The sequence below is a fragment of the Pseudomonas citronellolis genome (assembly GCF_001586155.1).
Taxonomy (GTDB): Bacteria; Pseudomonadota; Gammaproteobacteria; order Pseudomonadales; family Pseudomonadaceae; genus Pseudomonas; species Pseudomonas citronellolis.
Genome location: NZ_CP014158.1, coordinates 2,348,756 through 2,365,929, shown reverse-complemented (window position 1 = coordinate 2,365,929; position 17,174 = coordinate 2,348,756). Strand labels below are relative to the sequence as shown.

At 69.4% G+C, this 17,174-nt stretch carries 13 protein-coding genes; 6 read left to right on the top strand and 7 right to left on the bottom strand.

Features of this window, described 5'->3' with window-relative positions; genetic code table 11:
• Positions 1-20: 20 nt before the first annotated feature.
• Complete coding sequence (locus tag PcP3B5_RS10725; RefSeq protein WP_061561228.1) at positions 21-1,412, bottom strand: aminotransferase-like domain-containing protein; 1,392 nt, start codon at positions 1,410-1,412, stop codon at positions 21-23.
• A 124-nt stretch (positions 1,413-1,536) separates the two neighbouring features.
• Between PcP3B5_RS10725 and PcP3B5_RS10720 the strand changes: the two genes are divergently transcribed.
• Positions 1,537-2,400 (top strand): DMT family transporter, encoded by an 864-nt coding sequence (locus PcP3B5_RS10720; RefSeq protein WP_043266990.1) that lies wholly within the window; start codon positions 1,537-1,539, stop codon positions 2,398-2,400.
• 84 nt (positions 2,401-2,484) lie between these two features.
• Positions 2,485-4,854 (top strand): DEAD/DEAH box helicase, encoded by a 2,370-nt coding sequence (locus PcP3B5_RS10715; RefSeq protein ID WP_043266992.1) that lies wholly within the window; start codon positions 2,485-2,487, stop codon positions 4,852-4,854.
• Between the two features lie 375 nt (positions 4,855-5,229).
• On the opposite strand, the gene PcP3B5_RS10710 is transcribed toward PcP3B5_RS10715, so the two are convergent.
• Positions 5,230-6,225: an alpha/beta fold hydrolase gene (locus PcP3B5_RS10710; RefSeq protein WP_061561227.1), complete on the bottom strand. Its 996-nt coding sequence runs from the start codon at positions 6,223-6,225 to the stop codon at positions 5,230-5,232.
• A gap of 190 nt (positions 6,226-6,415) precedes the next feature.
• On the opposite strand from PcP3B5_RS10710, the gene PcP3B5_RS10705 reads away from it, so the two are divergent.
• Entirely contained in the window at positions 6,416-6,859 is a 444-nt protein-coding gene (locus PcP3B5_RS10705) for a CopD family copper resistance protein (protein ID WP_009619061.1), read from the top strand.
• 100 nt (positions 6,860-6,959) lie between these two features.
• Positions 6,960-7,880, top strand: a complete 921-nt coding sequence (gene metR, locus PcP3B5_RS10700) for a transcriptional regulator MetR (protein WP_061561226.1) — start codon at positions 6,960-6,962, stop codon at positions 7,878-7,880.
• A 624-nt stretch (positions 7,881-8,504) separates the two neighbouring features.
• Here metR and PcP3B5_RS10695 read toward each other — a convergent pair.
• The 3 genes from PcP3B5_RS10695 to PcP3B5_RS10685 all read right to left on the bottom strand — a co-directional run bounded on the left by PcP3B5_RS10695 (position 8,505) and on the right by PcP3B5_RS10685 (position 12,206).
• Positions 8,505-9,149 (bottom strand): glutathione S-transferase family protein, encoded by a 645-nt coding sequence (locus tag PcP3B5_RS10695; RefSeq protein WP_043267000.1) that lies wholly within the window; start codon positions 9,147-9,149, stop codon positions 8,505-8,507.
• Between the two features lie 111 nt (positions 9,150-9,260).
• Positions 9,261-10,448: a CaiB/BaiF CoA transferase family protein gene (locus PcP3B5_RS10690; RefSeq protein WP_061561225.1), complete on the bottom strand. Its 1,188-nt coding sequence runs from the start codon at positions 10,446-10,448 to the stop codon at positions 9,261-9,263.
• A gap of 39 nt (positions 10,449-10,487) precedes the next feature.
• Entirely contained in the window at positions 10,488-12,206 is a 1,719-nt protein-coding gene (locus PcP3B5_RS10685) for an acyl-CoA dehydrogenase family protein (protein WP_061561224.1), read from the bottom strand.
• A gap of 119 nt (positions 12,207-12,325) precedes the next feature.
• On the opposite strand from PcP3B5_RS10685, the gene PcP3B5_RS10680 reads away from it, so the two are divergent.
• On the top strand, positions 12,326-13,240 hold the full coding sequence (locus tag PcP3B5_RS10680; protein ID WP_061561223.1) for a LysR family transcriptional regulator: 915 nt from the start codon (positions 12,326-12,328) through the stop codon (positions 13,238-13,240).
• Positions 13,241-13,400: 160 nt separating this feature from the next.
• On the top strand, positions 13,401-14,810 hold the full coding sequence (locus tag PcP3B5_RS10675; RefSeq protein ID WP_061561222.1) for an MFS transporter: 1,410 nt from the start codon (positions 13,401-13,403) through the stop codon (positions 14,808-14,810).
• 1 nt (position 14,811) lies between these two features.
• Here the strand turns inward: PcP3B5_RS10675 and PcP3B5_RS10670 are convergent, their stop codons facing one another.
• Positions 14,812-16,134 (bottom strand): APC family permease, encoded by a 1,323-nt coding sequence (locus PcP3B5_RS10670; RefSeq protein ID WP_061561221.1) that lies wholly within the window; start codon positions 16,132-16,134, stop codon positions 14,812-14,814.
• 152 nt (positions 16,135-16,286) lie between these two features.
• The gene (locus PcP3B5_RS10665) at positions 16,287-17,108 is read right to left on the bottom strand and encodes a carbon-nitrogen hydrolase family protein (RefSeq protein WP_009619041.1); all 822 of its coding nucleotides are present in this window, start codon (positions 17,106-17,108) and stop codon (positions 16,287-16,289) included.
• Positions 17,109-17,174 lie beyond the last annotated feature (66 nt).

Here is a 17,174-nt window from a genome sequence, read left to right as displayed (position 1 = left end):
CAGAAAAATCAGAAAAGTTTTCAGCGCCCCCGGCGGGCCTTCTCCATGGCCCGTTCGAGCAGTTGGAAGACCCGCGGCGACTGGCACTGGGCGACGTTGAAGCGCAGGAAGTCCGGCGCGTTCTGGCCCAGGCTGAAGACGTTGCCCGGCGCCAGCACCATGCCCTGTTCCAGCGCCGCGCGGGACACCGCGGCGGCATCCAGAGCGCCGGGTAGCCGCGCCCAGACGAACACCCCGCCGCGCGGCTCCAGCCAGGGCTGCAGGCCCAGGCCGCGCAGGCGCGCCAGGGTGTCGCCCATGGCGTCGGCCAGGCGCACGCGCAGGCTTTCTATATGCCGGCGGTAGCCGCCCTTGCGCAGCAGTTCGTGGAGCAGCTCGGCGTTGAACGGGCTGTTGCCGAAGGACGTGGCCAGCTTCAGGTCCACCAGTTGCTCGCACCACTGCGGCCGCGCCGCGATATAGCCGCAGCGCACCGAGGCGGACAGCGTCTTGGAGAAGCTGCCGACCTGGATCACCCGCTGCAAGCCGTCGAAGGCGGACAGCCGCGGCGCCTGCTCGTGCTCGAAGTCGGCGAAGATGTCGTCCTCGACTATCAGCAGGTCATGGGCCTCGGCCAGCTTCAGCAGGCGGTGCGCCACCAGCGGCGAGAGCTGCGCGCCGGTAGGGTTGTGGAAGGCCGAGTTGGTGATGTACAGGCGCGGCCGGTGGCGCTGCAGGATGCCGGCCAGGGCCTCGATGTCCGGCCCCTGCGGCGTGTAGGGCACGCCGATGGCCACCGCGCGATGGGCGCGCAGCAGGGCCTGGAAGTTGAAGTAGCCGGGGTCGTCCACCAGCACCTCGTCGCCGGGCTCCAGCAGGAAGCGGCAGACCAGGTCGATGGCGTGGGTGCCGCCGTCGGTGAGCACAATCTGCTGCGCGCCGACCTGCAGGCCGTAGTCGCCCAGGCGCCGTGCCAGCTGCTCGCGCAGGCCGGCGTGGCCGTAGGGGCGGCCGTATTCCAGCAGGCTCGACTGCGGCTCGCGGGCCAGTTGGCGCAGGGCGCGACGCAGCTCGTCCTCCGGCAGCCAGGACGGCGGCAGCCAGCCGCAGCCGGGCTTGAGCGAATCCTCTGCGGCCTCCAGCGCCTGGCGGGAAATCCACAGCGGGTCGATGCTGCGGTCCAGCGCCGGGCCGATCTCGGCCAGCGACAGCGGCGGCAGCCGGCCGCAGACGTAGAAGCCGGAACCGCGCCGGGCGGCGATCAGCCCCTCGGCGGCAAGGCGTTCGTAGGCCTCCACCACGGTGCTCTTGGACACCTCCAGGCTCTGTGCCAGCGCGCGGATCGACGGCAGCCGCTCGCCCGGCACCAGGCTGCGCGCCGCCAGGCGTTCGCGCACCTGGCGCATCACCCCGTCCACCCGTGTCACGGCCATGGCCACCTCGACTGTACCGATGAAAATCCAGGACAGTTTGTTCGAATTGTACTGATCTGTCACTGGCCGCCCGCCCTTCCCGGCGCCACCATCGAGACTCCCCTCTGCTCTTGGCGAATGCTCGATGAATGCTTCTTTAGGCGGTTGGTTCAGCGGTTTCCTCGGCGTGCTCATCTTCAGCGGCTCGCTGCCGGCCACGCGGGTGGCGGTGGGCAGCTTCGAACCGACTTTCCTCACCCTGGCCCGGGCCAGCATCGCCGGGCTGCTGGCCGCGGCCATCCTCTTCGTGCTGCGCCAGCGCCGCCCGGCGCGCCAGGACATCCCGGCGCTGCTGGTGGTGGCCCTGGGCGTGGTGGTCGGCTTCCCGCTGCTCACCGCCCTGGCCCTGCGCCACGTCAGCTCGGCCCACGCCATCGTCTTCGTCGGCCTACTGCCGCTGGCCACCGCCAGCTTCGCCGTGCTGCGCGCCGGCGAGCGGCCGCGCCCGGCGTTCTGGGCATTCTCGCTGCTCGGCAGCGCGGCGGTAGCCGGCTACGCGCTGAGCCAGGGCGGCGCCGGCAGCCTGCTGGGCGATGTGTTGATGCTGGCGGCCATCCTCGCCTGCGGCCTGGGCTACGCCGAGGGCGCGCGGCTGTCGCGGCACCTGGGCAGTTGGCAGGTGATCTGCTGGGTGCTGGTGCTGTCGTTGCCGCTGATGCTGCCACTGACCCTGTGGACCTGGCCGGCCGACCTCGCCGCAGCCAGCCTGCCGGCCTGGCTGAGCCTGGGCTACGTGTCGCTGTTCAGCATGCTCATCGGCTTCTTCTTCTGGTACCACGGCCTGGCCCGCGGCGGCATCGCCGCGGTGGGCCAGCTGCAGCTGCTGCAACCCTTCTTCGGCCTGGCCCTGGCCGGCCTGCTGCTGCACGAGCAGGTCAGCCCGCTGATGGCCGTCTCGACCCTGGCGGTGGTGGCCTGCGTGGCGGGGGCGCGGCGCTTCGCCCGCTGAGCCGCCTGTGGCAGCGCGTCGCGGGAAATAGGGGTATCATCGGGCGTTTGTGTATTTCCCCGGGCTTGCCGGAAGGAACCTCCGATGACCCCACCCGCCGAGCCGCCCGCGGCGCCCGCCGACCTGGCGCCGCGCCCGCGCCTGACCCTGGGCAGCCACGTGCACAGCGGCTTCGACCTGCGCAGCGGGCGCATGCAGAACATCGCCCGGCACCGCGCCGCGCTGGCCTTCCTGTACGCCGGCATGCCCGTCTCGGGGCCGATCAACCCGCGCACCGGCAGCGAGCTGCGGGTGTTCCGCGACGACCGCATCGTCCGCCTCAGCCGCCAGCCCGAGCGCGAGCAGCAGCTGCGCCAGCAACTGCGCCAGTTCGGCTTCAAGCCGGCGATGCGCCGCAGCGACGCCCTGGAGGAAAGCGCCGGGGAGATGTTCGAGCTGCCCGACGACGCCACCTGGCAACAGTTCATGCGCGAGGGCCTGCCGCAGCTGCGTGAGCTCGGCTGGGACGTGGACGTGCGCCCGGAGTTCGTCTTCGACCTGACGCCCATCGAGAACTGGTACGCCGAGATCGAGGAGACCGACGACCGCCAGTGGTTCGACCTGGAACTGGGCATCGAGGTCGACGGCCGCCGCATCAGCCTGCTGCCGGCGCTGATCGAGCTGATCCGGCGTATGCCGGCGCTGCTCGACCCGCAGGCCCTGGCCCGCCACCCCGACGACGAGCAACTGGTGCTGCGCCTGGACGCCGGGCGCAACCCGGTGCACAGCTGGCAGACCGCCTCGGAGCGGCCGCTGCGGGTGGCCCTGCCCTTCGGCAAGCTCAAGCCGCTGCTGGGCACGCTGTCGGAGTTCTACCTGGGCGACCAGGCGCCGGTGCGCCGCCTGCGCATGGGCGCGCCGGACGCCGCGCGGCTCTCCGAGCTGGAAGAGCTGCCGCTGCGCTGGCAGGGCGGCGACGAGTTGCGCGAGATCGCCCTGCGCCTGCGCGACTACCGCGCCCAGCCGGCGCCGCTGCCCGAGGGCCTGCGCGCCGAGCTGCGCGCCTACCAGCACGAGGGCCTGAGCTGGATGCAGACGCTGCGCGCGGTGGGCGCCAGCGGCATCCTCGCCGACGACATGGGCCTGGGCAAGACGCTGCAGTCCCTGGCCCACGTGCTGCTGGAGAAGCAGGCCGGGCGCCTCAGCGCGCCGGCCCTGGTGGTGATGCCCACCAGCCTGATCCCCAACTGGCTGGACGAGGCCGAGCGCTTCACCCCCGGCCTGCGCGTGCTGGCCCTGCACGGCGCGGGCCGGCGGCGCGACTTCGCGAAGATCGAGGAGCACGACCTCATCCTCACCACCTACGCCCTGCTCCCGCGCGATGCGGAAAAGCTCGGCAAGCACGCCTACCACCTGCTGATCCTCGACGAGGCGCAGAACATCAAGAACGCCGGCACCAAGGCGGCCCAGGCCGCGCGCCAGCTGAACGCGCGGCACCGCCTGTGCCTGACCGGCACGCCGCTGGAGAACCACCTGGGCGAGCTCTGGTCGCTGTTCCACTTCCTGCTGCCCGGCTGGCTGGGCGATGCCAAGCAGTTCGCCCAGCACTACCGCACGCCCATCGAGCGCCACGGCGACCAGGCGCGCCTGGCCCACCTGGCCGCGCGCATCCGCCCCTTCCTGCTGCGCCGCACCAAGGAGCAGGTGGCCTCGGAGCTGCCGCCCAAGAGCGAGTTCATCCAGCACATCGAGCTCAGCGAGGCCCAGCGCGACCTCTACGAGACGGTGCGCCTGGCCCTGGACCGCAAGGTCCGCGACGAAATCGCCCGCCGCGGCCTGGCGCGCAGCCGCATCATCATCCTCGAGGCGCTGCTCAAGCTGCGCCAGGTGTGCTGCGACATCCGCCTGGTGCAGAAGGACGCCCCGCCGGCCAGCGGCCGCGCCAAGGCAGTGACCTCGGGCAAGCTGGAATACCTGCTGGACATGCTCGAGGAACTGCTCGCCGAAGGCCGCCGCGTGCTGCTGTTCTCGCAGTTCACCTCGATGCTCGCGCTGGTCGGCGAAGCCCTGCAGCAACGCGGCATCGACTACGCCCTGCTGACCGGCGACAGCCGCGACCGCCGCCAGCCGGTGGAAGACTTCCAGCAGGGCCGCGTGCCGCTGTTCCTGATCAGCCTGAAGGCCGGCGGCGTGGGCCTGAACCTGACTGCGGCGGACACGGTGATCCACTACGACCCCTGGTGGAACCCGGCCGCCGAGAACCAGGCCAGCGACCGCGCCTACCGCATCGGCCAGGACAAGCCGGTGTTCGTCTACAAACTGATCGCCCGCGGCACGGTGGAAGAGAAGATCCAGCTGCTGCAGCGGGAGAAGGCCGCGCTGGCGGCCGGCATCCTCGAAGGCGCGGGAACGGATTGGCAGTTGGATGATGCCGATATCGATGCGCTGTTCGCGCCTTTGCCGAAGGCGGTTTGAGGGGTGGGTCATCCGGGAGCGTAGGGCGAATAACCGTTCGCGGTTATCCGCCGCCTCACCTTTCTTGCCGGCAACTCCGTGGTTGAACCTGGCGCGGCTTTGACGGCGGCTCCGTGCTCGGCAGCGAGCGGGGGCATGGCCAAGGCCAAACGGCGGATAACGCCGTAGGCGTTATGCGCCCTACGCCAAGCCCACCATGGACGTAGGGCGAATAACCGTTCGCGGTTATCCGCCGCCTCACCTTTCTTGCCAGCCACTCCATGGCTGAACCTGGCGTGGCTTCGACAGCGACTCCGTGCTCGGCAGCGAGCGGGGGCATGGCCCAGGTCAAACGGCGGATAACGCCGTAGGCGTTATGCGCCCTACGAAAGCCCCCTACAACTGCGCCACATGCCCCGCCGTCTGATGCGCCCGCAGGTAAGGCAACACCGCAGCCAGCAACGGCGCCTTGAACGCCTCCTGGAAACGATGGGCCATCCCCGGAATCAGCTTCAGCTCCGCCCCGTGGATATGCGCCGCCACATGCACCCCATGCATCACTGGCAACAACGGATCGGCGGTGCCATGGATGACCAGGGTAGGCACATTCAAACGGTTGAGCAGGTCGACCCGGCTGGGCTCGGCGAGGATCGCCAGCATCTGCCTCTGCACGCCCTCGGGGTTGAAGGCGCGGTCGTAGGATTGCGCCGCCTGCTGCAGCAGTTGCTCGCGGTCGTCCTTCACCTCCGGGCTGCCCAGGGCGGCGAGCAGGTCGGCCTGCTGCTCGATGGCTTGTTCGCGGCTGCCGGCCTCGCGCCGGGCCAGCAGTTTCAGCAGGCTGTCGCTGGGCGCCGGCAGGCCCTCGGCGCCGGAGCTGGTCATCACCAGGGTCAGGCTGAGCACCCGCTGCGGCGCCAGGTCGGCGACGTGCTGGGCGATCATCCCGCCCATGCTCGCGCCCAGCACGTGGGCCTGCTCGACGTGCAGCCCGTCCAGCAGGCGCAGGGCATCCCAGGCCATGTCGGTGAGGCTGTAGGGCGCGCTGACCGGCAGGCCCAGGCGGTAGCGGATCACCTCGTAGGTGAGGTTGGCGCCGGGCGTGGGCACGCGCCAGGCGCTCAGGCCGACGTCGCGGTTGTCGTAGCGGATGACGCGGAAGCCCTGCTGGCAGAGGGTCTGCACCACTTCGTCGGGCCAGTGGATGAGCTGGCCGCCCAGGCCCATGATCAGCAGCAGCGTCGGGTCCTTCGGCGAGCCTATGCTCTGGTAGGCCAGGCGCACGTCGCCCAGGTCCAGGGTGTCGGTGGGCACCCGTGGGTCGCAACGATCGCCGGCAAAGGCAGTGAGGGGCGCCAGGCACGACAGTGCCAGCGCCAAGAGAAACGCACGCATGTGAAAATCCGGAATGTAGAACCCCAGTGAAAGCCGATTCTGATGAATTTTCGTGCATCGCTCTGCCACACAACCGTGACACTTTGATGAAAGGCGCCGAGCGGTCGCCGCCAGCCTGACCGGCGTCATGGCACGGGCGCGGCCGGCCCGGCATGGTTCCAGGGAAGCAGCCGTTCGCCAAGGGGCGCCCATGAGCTATCCGATCCTGCTGGTCCTGCATCTGCTGGCCGCCATCGCCTTCGTCGGCACCGTGTTCTTCGAGGTGCTGATTCTCGAACGGGTGCGCCGCCATGTGCCGGCAGATGCCCTGCGCGCCGTGGAGCGCGCCCTCGGCCAGCGCCTGCGGCGGGTGATGCCCTGGGTGATCCTGACGCTCTTCGGCAGCGGCCTGGGCATGCTGAAGCTGCGCTACCTGCCGCTGCTGGCCCATCCGCTGGACTCGCCCTTCGCCACCCTGCTGAGCCTGAAGCTGCTGCTGGCCGCCAGCGTGCTCTGCCACTTCTTCTGCGCCATGTACCTGATGCACAGCGGCGGGATGACCGGACGGCGCTCGCGGATCATCCACTACAGCGTCTTCGCCCACGTCCTGGGCATAGTGCTGCTGGCCAAGGGCATGTTCTATCTGAGTTGGTAGATCGGCGGCGGCACGGGCGGGTCGACAGCCGGCCGCGCATGAGACAAACTCAATCCAGTTTCGGATGTAATCAAGTTTTACTCATGTTGGAAGCGGCGCCATGCTCGAGATTCGTCACCTGAAAACCCTCCACGCCCTGCGTGAAGCCGACAGTCTGGTGGAAGCCGCCGAACGCCTGCACCTGACCCAATCCGCCCTGTCCCACCAGTTCAAGGAACTGGAGGACCGCCTGGGCCTGTCGCTGTTCATCCGCAAGACCAAGCCGGTGCGCTTCACCAGCGCCGGCCTGCGCCTGCTGCAACTGGCCGACTCCCTGCTGCCGCAGCTGCGCACCGCCGAACGCGACCTGGCGCGCCTGGCCGGCGGCACCGCCGGGCGCCTGCACATGGCCATCGAGTGCCACAGCTGCTTCCAGTGGCTGATGCCGACCATCGACCAGTTCCGCGACGCCTGGCCGGAGGTGGAACTGGACCTGGCCTCGGGCTTCTCCTTCGCCCCGCTGCCGGCCCTGGCCCGCGGCGACCTCGACCTGGTGGTGACCTCCGACCCGGTGGACATCGCCGGCATCACCTACGTGCCGCTGTTCACCTACGAGGCGCTGCTGGCGGTGGACAACCACCACGCGCTGGCCGGCAAGCCCTACATAGTGCCGGAAGACGTGGCCAGCCAGACGCTGATCACCTACCCCATCGAGCGCGACCGCCTGGACATCTTCACCCGCTTCCTGGAGCCGGCCGACATCGAGCCGGCCCAGGTGCGCACCTCGGAACTGACGGTGATGATGATGCAGCTGGTGGCCTCCGGCCGCGGCGTGTGCAGCCTGCCCAACTGGGCGCTGCACGAATACAGCTCGCGCGGCTACGTGACGGCCAAGCGCCTGGGCGAGAAGGGTCTGTACTGCACGCTCTACGCGGCCATCCGCGCGGACATGCTGGACGCGCCCTTCATGCGCGATTTCCTGCTGACGGCCAAGGACACCTCCTTCGCCACCCTGGAGGGGGTCAGCGCGGCGAAGGGGTGAAATCGCGGGCAGCGCTTGCGCTGGCCCAAAGGGGAATAACCCAGCTGCCTTCTTGTTTGGGTGTAACGCGCCGCTCCGAGTCTGCGGAGATTTTTTGTTTCGCCCCCTCGGGCGAGTCCCTTTTGTCAAACGCCACAAAAGGAACCAAAAAGGCTTGCCCCGACATACGGGCCCGATGGAGCCGGGCTACCCTCGCGAATTCCCCCGCCACGGAGGCCCGCCCCGAGGGTACGTCCCTGTAGCCCATCGGGGCTCTCGCGACATCCATGTCGCATGACCTCCTGAGCGCCGGTTTCGCTCGGCCTTCTGAAGGGGCGTTTCGGAGTGCGCGGATGTTTCTCTGGAAGTCCCAAGAGCAAACGCGCTTTTGCTTTTCGTAGGAGCGAGCTTGCTCGCGAACCCTGGGCTCCCGCGTTCGCGGGAATGACGGGGTGGGGGTTAGGCGTTTCAGGATGACTCAGGATTCTCCGGCCACTCCGAACAGCCCCCTCTCCCGCTTGCGGGAGAGGGCTGGGGAGAGGGCGCTCTTTGTAGAGCCCCAACCCCTGCCGCAACCCCGTCGGAAATCCGTAGGGCGGATAACGCCTACGGCGTTATCCGCCGAATCGCGGGCAGGGCCCGCTCCTACACCTTTCCCGCCACCTCGGCGTGTTCCGCGTGCCATTGCGCGTCCCGTTCGGCGATCTTGGCGAAGGAGGGCCGCGCGGTGACTTTCGCGATGTAGCGCTCGATGGCCGGGGTCTTCGGCACTATGCCGAAGTGCGTGGTCCAGGCCAGCGCCGAGCCCCAGAGCACGTCCGCCGCGGTGAAGCGTTCGCCGAGCAGGTAGGGCCCCTTCTGCAGCTGCTCGTCGATGACCTTCATCACCGTCTCGAAATCGCCGTAGGGGCTGCGCGCCTGGGGCGCCGGCTCGCGGCCGAGGGAGCGGTCGGTCACCGCCGGTTCGAAGCTGGAGCCGTAGAACACCAGCCAGCGCAGGTAGGGCCCGCGCAGCGGGTCGCCGATGGCCGGCGCCAGTCCGGCTTCCGGGTACAGGTCCGCGAGGTAGATGTAGACGGCGCCCTGCTCGGTCACCAGCGCCTCGCCATGGCGGATGGCCGGGACCTTGCCCATCGGGTTGATCGCCAGGTAGGCCGGCTGGCGCTGCTCGCCGGCCTGCATGTTGAGCAGGTGCAGGTCGTAGTCGGCGCCCAGTTCCTCCAGCAGCGCCAGGGTGCCGGAGGAACGGGTTTGCGGGGAGTGGTAGAAGGTGATGCGACGGTCGCTCATGGTGCTTGCCTCTGCCAATGACGGGTCGGCCCAAAAGCATAGACCGCTCGCAGCGGAACGGCGCCATCGCCTGGCGCAGGTCCCCCACGTGGGCAAAACCGCCGGAAAGACTCAGCCGCGGACGATGCCGCGCCGGTACAGGGCCTCGATGGTCTCCGGCGCCAGGCCCAGCTCCGCGAGCACCTCGCGGGTATTCCCGCCCAGGGCCGGCGGCGCGCTGCGGTAGCTGGCCGGAGTGCGCGAGAGCTTCACCGGCGAGGCGATGCCGCGGTAGTCGCCCAGTTGCACCACCAGGCCACGGTGCGCGGTGTGCGGGTGCTCCACCACGCGGTCCACCGTGGCGATGGCGCCGCAGGGCACGCCCAGGCAGATCAGCCGTTCGGCCAGCTCGCGGCCGTCGTGCGTCGCCAGGTGGCCCTCCAGCGCCTGCTTGAGCGCTTCGCGGTTGACCGAGCGCTGGCCGTTGTCGGCGAAGCGTGGGTCTTCCAGCAATTCGCCGGCGCCCAGGTAGTCGCACAGCCTGGCGAACTGGCGGTCGTTGCCCACGGCGAGGAAGATCGGCTCGCCGCCGGTGCGGTAGCTGTCGTAGGGGGCGATGTTCGGGTGGGCGTTGCCGGTGCGCTGCGGCGTGCGCCCGGAGGCGAAATGGTTCGGCAGGTGCGGGTGCAGCAGCGAGATGCCGCAGTCGTACAGGGCGATGTCCACCGACTGCCCACGCCCGCTGCGTTCGCGCTCGTGCAGCGCCAGCAGGATGCCGGCCACGGCGTTCAGACCGGTGACCATGTCGACGATCGGCAGGCCGATGCGCAATGGCCCGCCCTCGGCCTCGCCGTTCACGCTCATCAGCCCGGCCATGGCCTGGATCGCCGCGTCGTAGCCGGGCAGCCCGCCCAGCGGGCCGTCGGCGCCGAAGCCGGACACCGCGCAGTGGATCAGCCGCGGGAAGCGCGGGCTGAGCACCTCGGCGTAGCCGATGCCCCAGCGCGCCAGGGTGCCGGGCTTGAAGTTCTCGATCAGCACGTCGGCGCCTTCCAGCAGTTGCAGCAGCAACTCGATGCCCTCGGGCCTGGACAGGTCGACGGCGATGCCCTTCTTGTTGCGGTTCACGCCGCGGAAATAGGAAGCCGTGTCGCCCTCGAAGGGCGGGCCCCAGCCGCGCGTCTCGTCGCCGCCCAGGGGCTCCAGCTTGATCACCTCCGCGCCGTGGTCGGCCAGGGCCTGGGAGCAGTAGGGGCCGCCCAGCACGCGGCTCAGGTCGATGACTTTCAGGCCACGCAGGGCACCGGTCTCGGGGTTCATGGCAACTCTCTCTTGTCGATTCTTGTCGGTTGCGGGAGGTCAGGCCGGCAGCAGTTGCATGGCTTCGTCCAGGCTCATCTCGCTTTCGTCGAGCAGCCGGGCCAGCAGCGGCCCCCCAGCTTGCAGGCCCAGCGGGTCGCGCGGCAGCAACTTGTGCTGCAGCACCAGGTGGGCCAGGGCCAGGCGCCGGCGGTCGCTGGCCTGGCGGCCGGCTTCCCAGGCCATGAAGATGGCGCTGGCGATGTGGTAGAGCACGCTGCCAGCCTGGCGCACCTGCTCGTCCTGGCGCGCCTCGGCCACGTCGGCCATGAGTGCCACGCTGCGCTCCAGCAGCGCCTCGAAGCGGGTGCGGCTGGCGTCCGGCAGGCCGCTCTCGGCCAGCAGGCCACGCAGGTACTGGTGCAGCGGCTCCAGGGCCTGTTCGCGGGTGACGGCGCGGGCGATGTCCAGCGCGACTATGTTGCTGGTGCCTTCCCAGATGGAGCCCAGGTGGGCGTCGCGGACCAGGCGCGCATCGCTCCATTCCTCGATGTAGCCCACCCCGCCGCGCACTTCCATGGCGTCGCCGGTGACGCGCCGGGCATCGCGGCAGGCGCGGAACTTGATCAGCGGGGTGAGGATGCGCACGCACTTCTGCGCCGCGGCGTCGCCGGCGTCGGCGCGCGGCAGCAGGGTGGCGATCTGCATGAACGTGGAGCGCGCCTGCTCGGCCGGCAGCATCAGCTTCAGCAGCTGTTTCTGCATCAGCGGCATGTCGATCAGGTGCTTGCCGAAGGCACGGCGGTGGCGGGCGATGAACAGCGCCTCGCTCAGCGCCCGGCGCATCAGGCCGGCGGCGCGCACGCCGTTGGACAGGCGCGACATGTTGACCATGTCGGCCATCTGCTGGAAGCCGCGGCCGACCTCGCCGATCAGGTAGGCGGTGGCGCCTTCCAGGCAGATTTCGCCGCTGGCCATGGAGCGGCTGCCCAGCTTGTCCTTCAGGCGCAGGATGCGGTAGGCGTTGCGCGAGCCGTCCGGGCGGTGCTTGGGCAGCAGGAACAGGGTCACGCCCTTCATGCCCTCGGGTGCGCCCTCGGGGCGGGCCAGGACCATGGCCAGGTCGGCGTCGGGGTTGGAGCAGAACCACTTGTCGCCGTACAGCTTCCACTCCCCGTCCTCTTGCCGCGCCAGGGTGCGGGTGCGGGCGACGTCGGAGCCGGCGGCCTGCTCGGTCATGAACATGGCGCCCTGGAACAGCCTGTCGAAGTCCCGCGAGGCCAGCGACGGCAGGTAGCGCTCCACCAGCTCCGGCGCGCCGAACTTGCGCAGGGTGCGGGTCAGCGAGTCGGTCATGCTGACCGGGCAGCACAGGCCGAACTCGGCCTGCACGAACAAGTAGGTCAGCGCGTACTTCACCAGCGGCAGCGCGCCGTCCGGGCGGTGGCTCATGGAGGCCAGGCCCAGTTCCGAATAGGCCACGCGCTCCAGGGCGACGTAGTCCGGGTGCTTGCGGATGCTCTGCAGGTCCTCGCCGCGGCGGGTGCGCGGCGCCAGCTGCGGCGGGTTCCTGTCCGCCGACAGGGCCAGCACGTCCAGTTCGTCGCCGGCGCGGGCGCCGAGGCGTTCGAGGGTGTCGCGCCACTGCGCCAGCACCTCCGGCGGCAGGTACACCTCCAGCAGGTGCTGCAGCGAGGGGTCGCAGGCATACAGGTTGATGCCGCGGCTGTCGGGGATGTTCAGGGCGTCTTCGGGGCGGACTTCAGGCATGGCGGTCATGGCGCGTCTCCGGGTCTTGTTCTGGCACCGAGACTAGGAGCGCGTGACGATAAGTATCCAATACAATAAAAATCATCCACGATAAGAAAAACAAATCGTAGAAACCCGGGTGCCCTGCCATGGACCTCAAGCAACTGCGCTACTTCATCGCCGTCGCCGAGGAGCTGCATTTCGGCCGCGCCGCCGCGCGCCTGTTCATCTCCCAGCCGGCGCTGAGCTTCGACATCAAGAAGCTGGAGGAGCAACTGGGCATCCAGCTGCTGGTGCGCAACAACAAGTCGGTGAAGCTGACCAACGCCGGCCAGGTGCTGCTCGACGAGGCGCGCAGCCTGTTGCTGCAGGCCGAGAAGGTGAAGCGCCTGACGCTGCTCTCCGCCGAAGGCGCGGTGGGCCAGCTGCGCGTGGGCTTCGTCAACTCCATGCTCTACCGCGGCCTGCCGCGGGCCATGGCGCGCTTCGAGGCGGAGCAGCCGAGCATGGAAGTGGTGCTGATGGAGATGAACACCTCGGAACAGGCCCTGGCGCTGCAACGCGGGCAGATCGACATCGGCTTCGTGCACTGGGCCAGGCTGCCGGCCGGGATCGCCTCCGAATGCCTGGTCGCCGACCCCTTCCTCTGCTGCGTACCGGCCGGCCACCGCCTGGCCGGGCGGGCGCGCATCGACCTCGCCGAGCTGCGCGACGAGGGCTTCATCCTCTTCCCGCGCAGCCTGTCGCCGCACTACCACGACCTGATCATCGCCCGCTGCGTGGACGCCGGCTTCAGCCCGCACATCCGCCACGAGGCGCGGCTGTGGCAGACCATCGCGGCCATGGTCGGCCTGGGCATGGGCGTGGCCCTGCTGCCGCAGACGCTGTGCCTGGCCTGGAAGAACCAGGTGCGCTACCTGGAGATCGAGCAGAGCGGCGCGCGCTCGGAAATCCACGCCATCCTCGCCGCGCAGGACGCGCCCCATGCGGCCCAGGCCTTCCTGGCCACGCTCAAGGCCTGCCTGGACGAGGGCGTCGATACGCAATCGCTTATCGCACCATAAGATAAAAAAACTATTGATCCGCAGGGGCGCCGCATAGACTCCGAGCCAACCCGGGGCAACACCGACGCACGCCAGTCGCCACCCCGCGCCCTCCCCCGGAGGGCGCGCGCGGGGCCTGCGCGTCGGCGACCAGAACAACAACAATAAGCAGGACCCGCCCATGCCCAGCACGCCCTCCTCCGCAGACGCAGCGCTGCACCGCAAGGCCCGCAAAGCCGGCATCGCCTCCTTCATCGGCACCACCATCGAGTGGTACGACTTCTACATCTACGGCCTGGCCGCCGCCCTGGTGTTCGGCAAGGTGTTCTTCCCCACCGACATGGACCCGGGCCTGGCCACGCTGCTGTCCTTCGTCACCCTCTGGTCCGGCTTCGTCGCCCGCCCGCTGGGTGGCATCATCTTCGGCCACCTGGGCGACCGGATCGGGCGCAAGAACACCCTGGTGATCACCCTGATCATGATGGGCATCGCCACCACCTGCATCGGCCTGCTGCCGGTCTACGCGCAGATCGGCGTGTGGGCGCCCGTCGCCCTGGTGGCATTGCGGGTGATCCAGGGCGTCGCCGTGGGCGGCGAATGGGGCGGCGCCATCCTCATCGCCAGCGAAAGCGCGCCCAAGGGCAAGGGCATCCTCTACGCCGCCTTCGCCCAGCAGGGCTCGCCCACCGGCAACCTGCTGGCGACCCTGGTGTTCTTCGCCCTCAGCGCCCTGCCCATGCCGGACTTCATGCTCTGGGGCTGGCGCATCCCGTTCCTGATCTCCGCGGCGCTGGTGATCGTCGGCATGGTCATCCGCCTGAAGCTGGAAGAGTCCGAGGACATGAAGCGCCTGCTGCAGCAGAAGAAGACCGTGAAGCTGCCGCTGGTGGAGGTGCTGCGCGAGCACTGGCTGATCGTGCTGCTCGGCGCCGGGGTGCTGCCGATCATCCACGTCACCTACTTCAAGAGCACCTTCGCCCTGTCCTGGGCCACCAAGACCCTCGGCTACAGCCAGGGCACCTTCCTCAGCATCATCGTCATCGCCCTGGTGGTGCAGTTCTTCAGCCAGCCGTTCGGCGCGCTGCTGGCCTCGCGCATCGACATGCGCAAGGCGGCCTGCCTGATGGTGCTGCCGGAGTTCATCCTGATGCCGGCGATGTTCTTCGCCGTGGAAACCAACGTCTACTGGATAGCCGCCGTGGGCATGTGCCTGGCCACGGTGCCCCATGCGATGTTCTACGGCGCGGTGGGCGGCATCCTCGCCCGCGCCTTCCCCGCGCGGGTGCGCTACACCGGGCTGTCGCTGGCCTACCAGCTGTGCTCGCTGCTGGTGGGCGGCGGCACGCCGGTGCTGGCGCAGTGGATCCTCAACAGCACCGGCAGCATCGTCGGCGTGGCCATCGCCTCGGGGCTCTACGCCCTGGTCTCGCTGACCTGCACCCTGGCGCTGCTGCGCATCACCGGCTTCCGGGCCGGCGAGCTGTCCAGCGCCGAACGCGCCGACGCCCGCGAACTGGCCGCGGGCGCCGCGGCGGAGCCCGACGCACCCGAGCGCGGCCGGCCGTTGCCCGCCGGCCCGCACCCGGCCTGAGTCAGGCCTCCTCGAAGTGCATCTCCGGCGGCTGCTGACGGAAGCCGCCGGTGAGCACGGCCAGGTACAGCACCCCGGCGGTGAGCCAGGCCAGGCCCAGGTAGATGGCCAGGTGGTCAAGGCTGGCCATCAGCCAGAGGTCGGCGACCAGGCCGATCAGCGGGAAGGCCAGGAACAGCACCGCGCCGCGCAGGCCGCGTTCGCCGCGGGCAATCCAGTAGTGGAAGATCACCGACAGGTTGACCAGGCTGAAGGCCAGGAAGGCGCCGAAGTTGATGAACGAGGTGGAGGTGGTCACGTCCATCTCCAGCGCCAGCAGGGCCACCACGCCGCACAGCACGATGCTGCCCACCGGGGTGCCGAAGCGTTCGCTCAGGGTGCCGAAGAAGGCCTTGGGCAGCACGCCGTCGCGGCCCATGGCGAACAGCAGGCGCGAGGCGCTGGCCTGGGCCGACAGGCCGGAGGTGAACTGGCCGACGATCAGGCCGATGAGGAAGAGGCTGACGAAGAGGTCGCCGCCGATGTTGCGGGCGATCTCGTAGGCGGCCGAGTCGGCGTTCTGGAACTCGGTGGACGGGTGCGCGAGCTGCACGAAGTAGCTGGCGGCGATGAAGATGAAGCCGCCGATCAGGGTGATCAGCAGGATGGCGCGCGGGATGTTCTTGCGCGGCTCGTGGGTTTCCTCGGTCAGGGTGCTGACCGCGTCGAAGCCCAGGAACGAATAGCAGGCGATGGCCGCGCCGCTCATGATCAGCGGCAGTTGCACGCCTTCCTTGAAGAAGGGTTCCAGCGACCACAGCGGCTTGCTGGCGTCACCCAGCACGTAGTGCACCGCCAGCAGCACGAAGGCCGCCAGCACCAGGAACTGCACCAGCATCAGCACGCTGTTGACGTTCTTCGCCAGGCGCAGGCCGATGACGTTGATGCCGGTGGTCACGCCGATGAAGGCCAGCACCCACAGCGCCTGGGGCACCGCCGGGAAGGCCGAGTGCAGGTAGGCCGCGCCGATCAGCCAGATGGCCATGGGCAGGAACAGGTAGTCCAGCAGCACGCCCCAGCCGGCGAGGAAGCCCAGCTTGGGGCTGATGGACTTGCGCACGTAGGTGTAGGCCGAGCCGGCCACCGGGAAGGCGGCGGCCATGCGCCCGTAGCTGAGGGCGGTGAAGAGCATCGCCACCGAGGCCACGAGGTAGGCCGCGGGCACCACGCCGCCGGTGGTTTCGGCGAGGATGCCGAAGGTGCCGAGGACGATGATGGGGGTCATGTAGGCGATGCCGAACAGCACCACCGAACCCAGCGAGAGGGTGCGCTTGAGTCGAGCCATTGAGTGCTTACTCCGAGTTGTGTTTGTTATGGCAGAGTCGAAATCGACGCGTGCAAAGGCGCCTCCCCTCACCCGGGAGACGCAGGCGGGAGGGGCGCTCCCGCCGGTACTTCTTGGCTGGATCGTTGGCGCGGCCCTGCGCCTTCCGGGGCTCAGCCCGGAATCAGCAGCTCGCGCAGGCCGTCGGCGTGCTCGCGCGTCTCGCCGGGCAGCACGAAGCGGCGCTCGGCGATGTAGCTGTAGTCGCGGCGCGCCTGCTGCAGGCGCGCCAGGTCCAGTTCCACGCGCATCCGGCATTCCTCGCGGCCGGCCTCGCAGAGCAGTTGGCCGAAGGGGTCGACCACCGCGCTGCCGCCGGCGAACACCAGGCCGCCGTCGCCTTCGCCGACGCGGTTCACCATCACCGCGTAGGCCTGGTTCTCCATGGCCCGGCCGGTGATCGCGGTGCGGTGGGTGGGGCCGTAGGGGTCCATGTTGCCGTTGGTCACCAGGATCAGCTCGGCGCCCAGCTGGCCGAGGGCGCGGGCGCTTTCCGGGAACTCGATGTCGAAGCAGATCAGGATGCCCACCCGCACGCCCTTGAACAGCGCGGTGGCGTAGCGGTCGCCGGGGGTGAAGATGCCGCGGTCGGAGGCCCACAGGTGGGTCTTGCGGTACTTCAGGGCGATGCCCTCGGGGGTGACCAGCAGCGTGGTGTTGTAGAAGCGGCCGTCGTCGCCGGCCTCGGCGATGCCCACCACCACGGCGACGTCGCGCTCCCGCGCGGCCTGCTGCACGGCGCGCACGCTGGGGCCGTCCAGCGGCTCGGCCAGGCGGGCGACGTTGTCCTCGGTGGGGAAGCCCATCAGTTGGGTCTCGGGGAACACCACCAGGTCGGTATCCGCGGCGCAGGCGCGGATCGCCGCCAGGGTACGCCCGAGGTTGTAGGCGGTGTCGCCGTCGCGGCCGGCCAGTTGGACGAGTTCGACCTTCATTGCAGCTCCTGTCGTTCTTGTTGCGGGCTCGTTCGCCGCGCGGGGTGGATCGGCCATCCTGGCGGG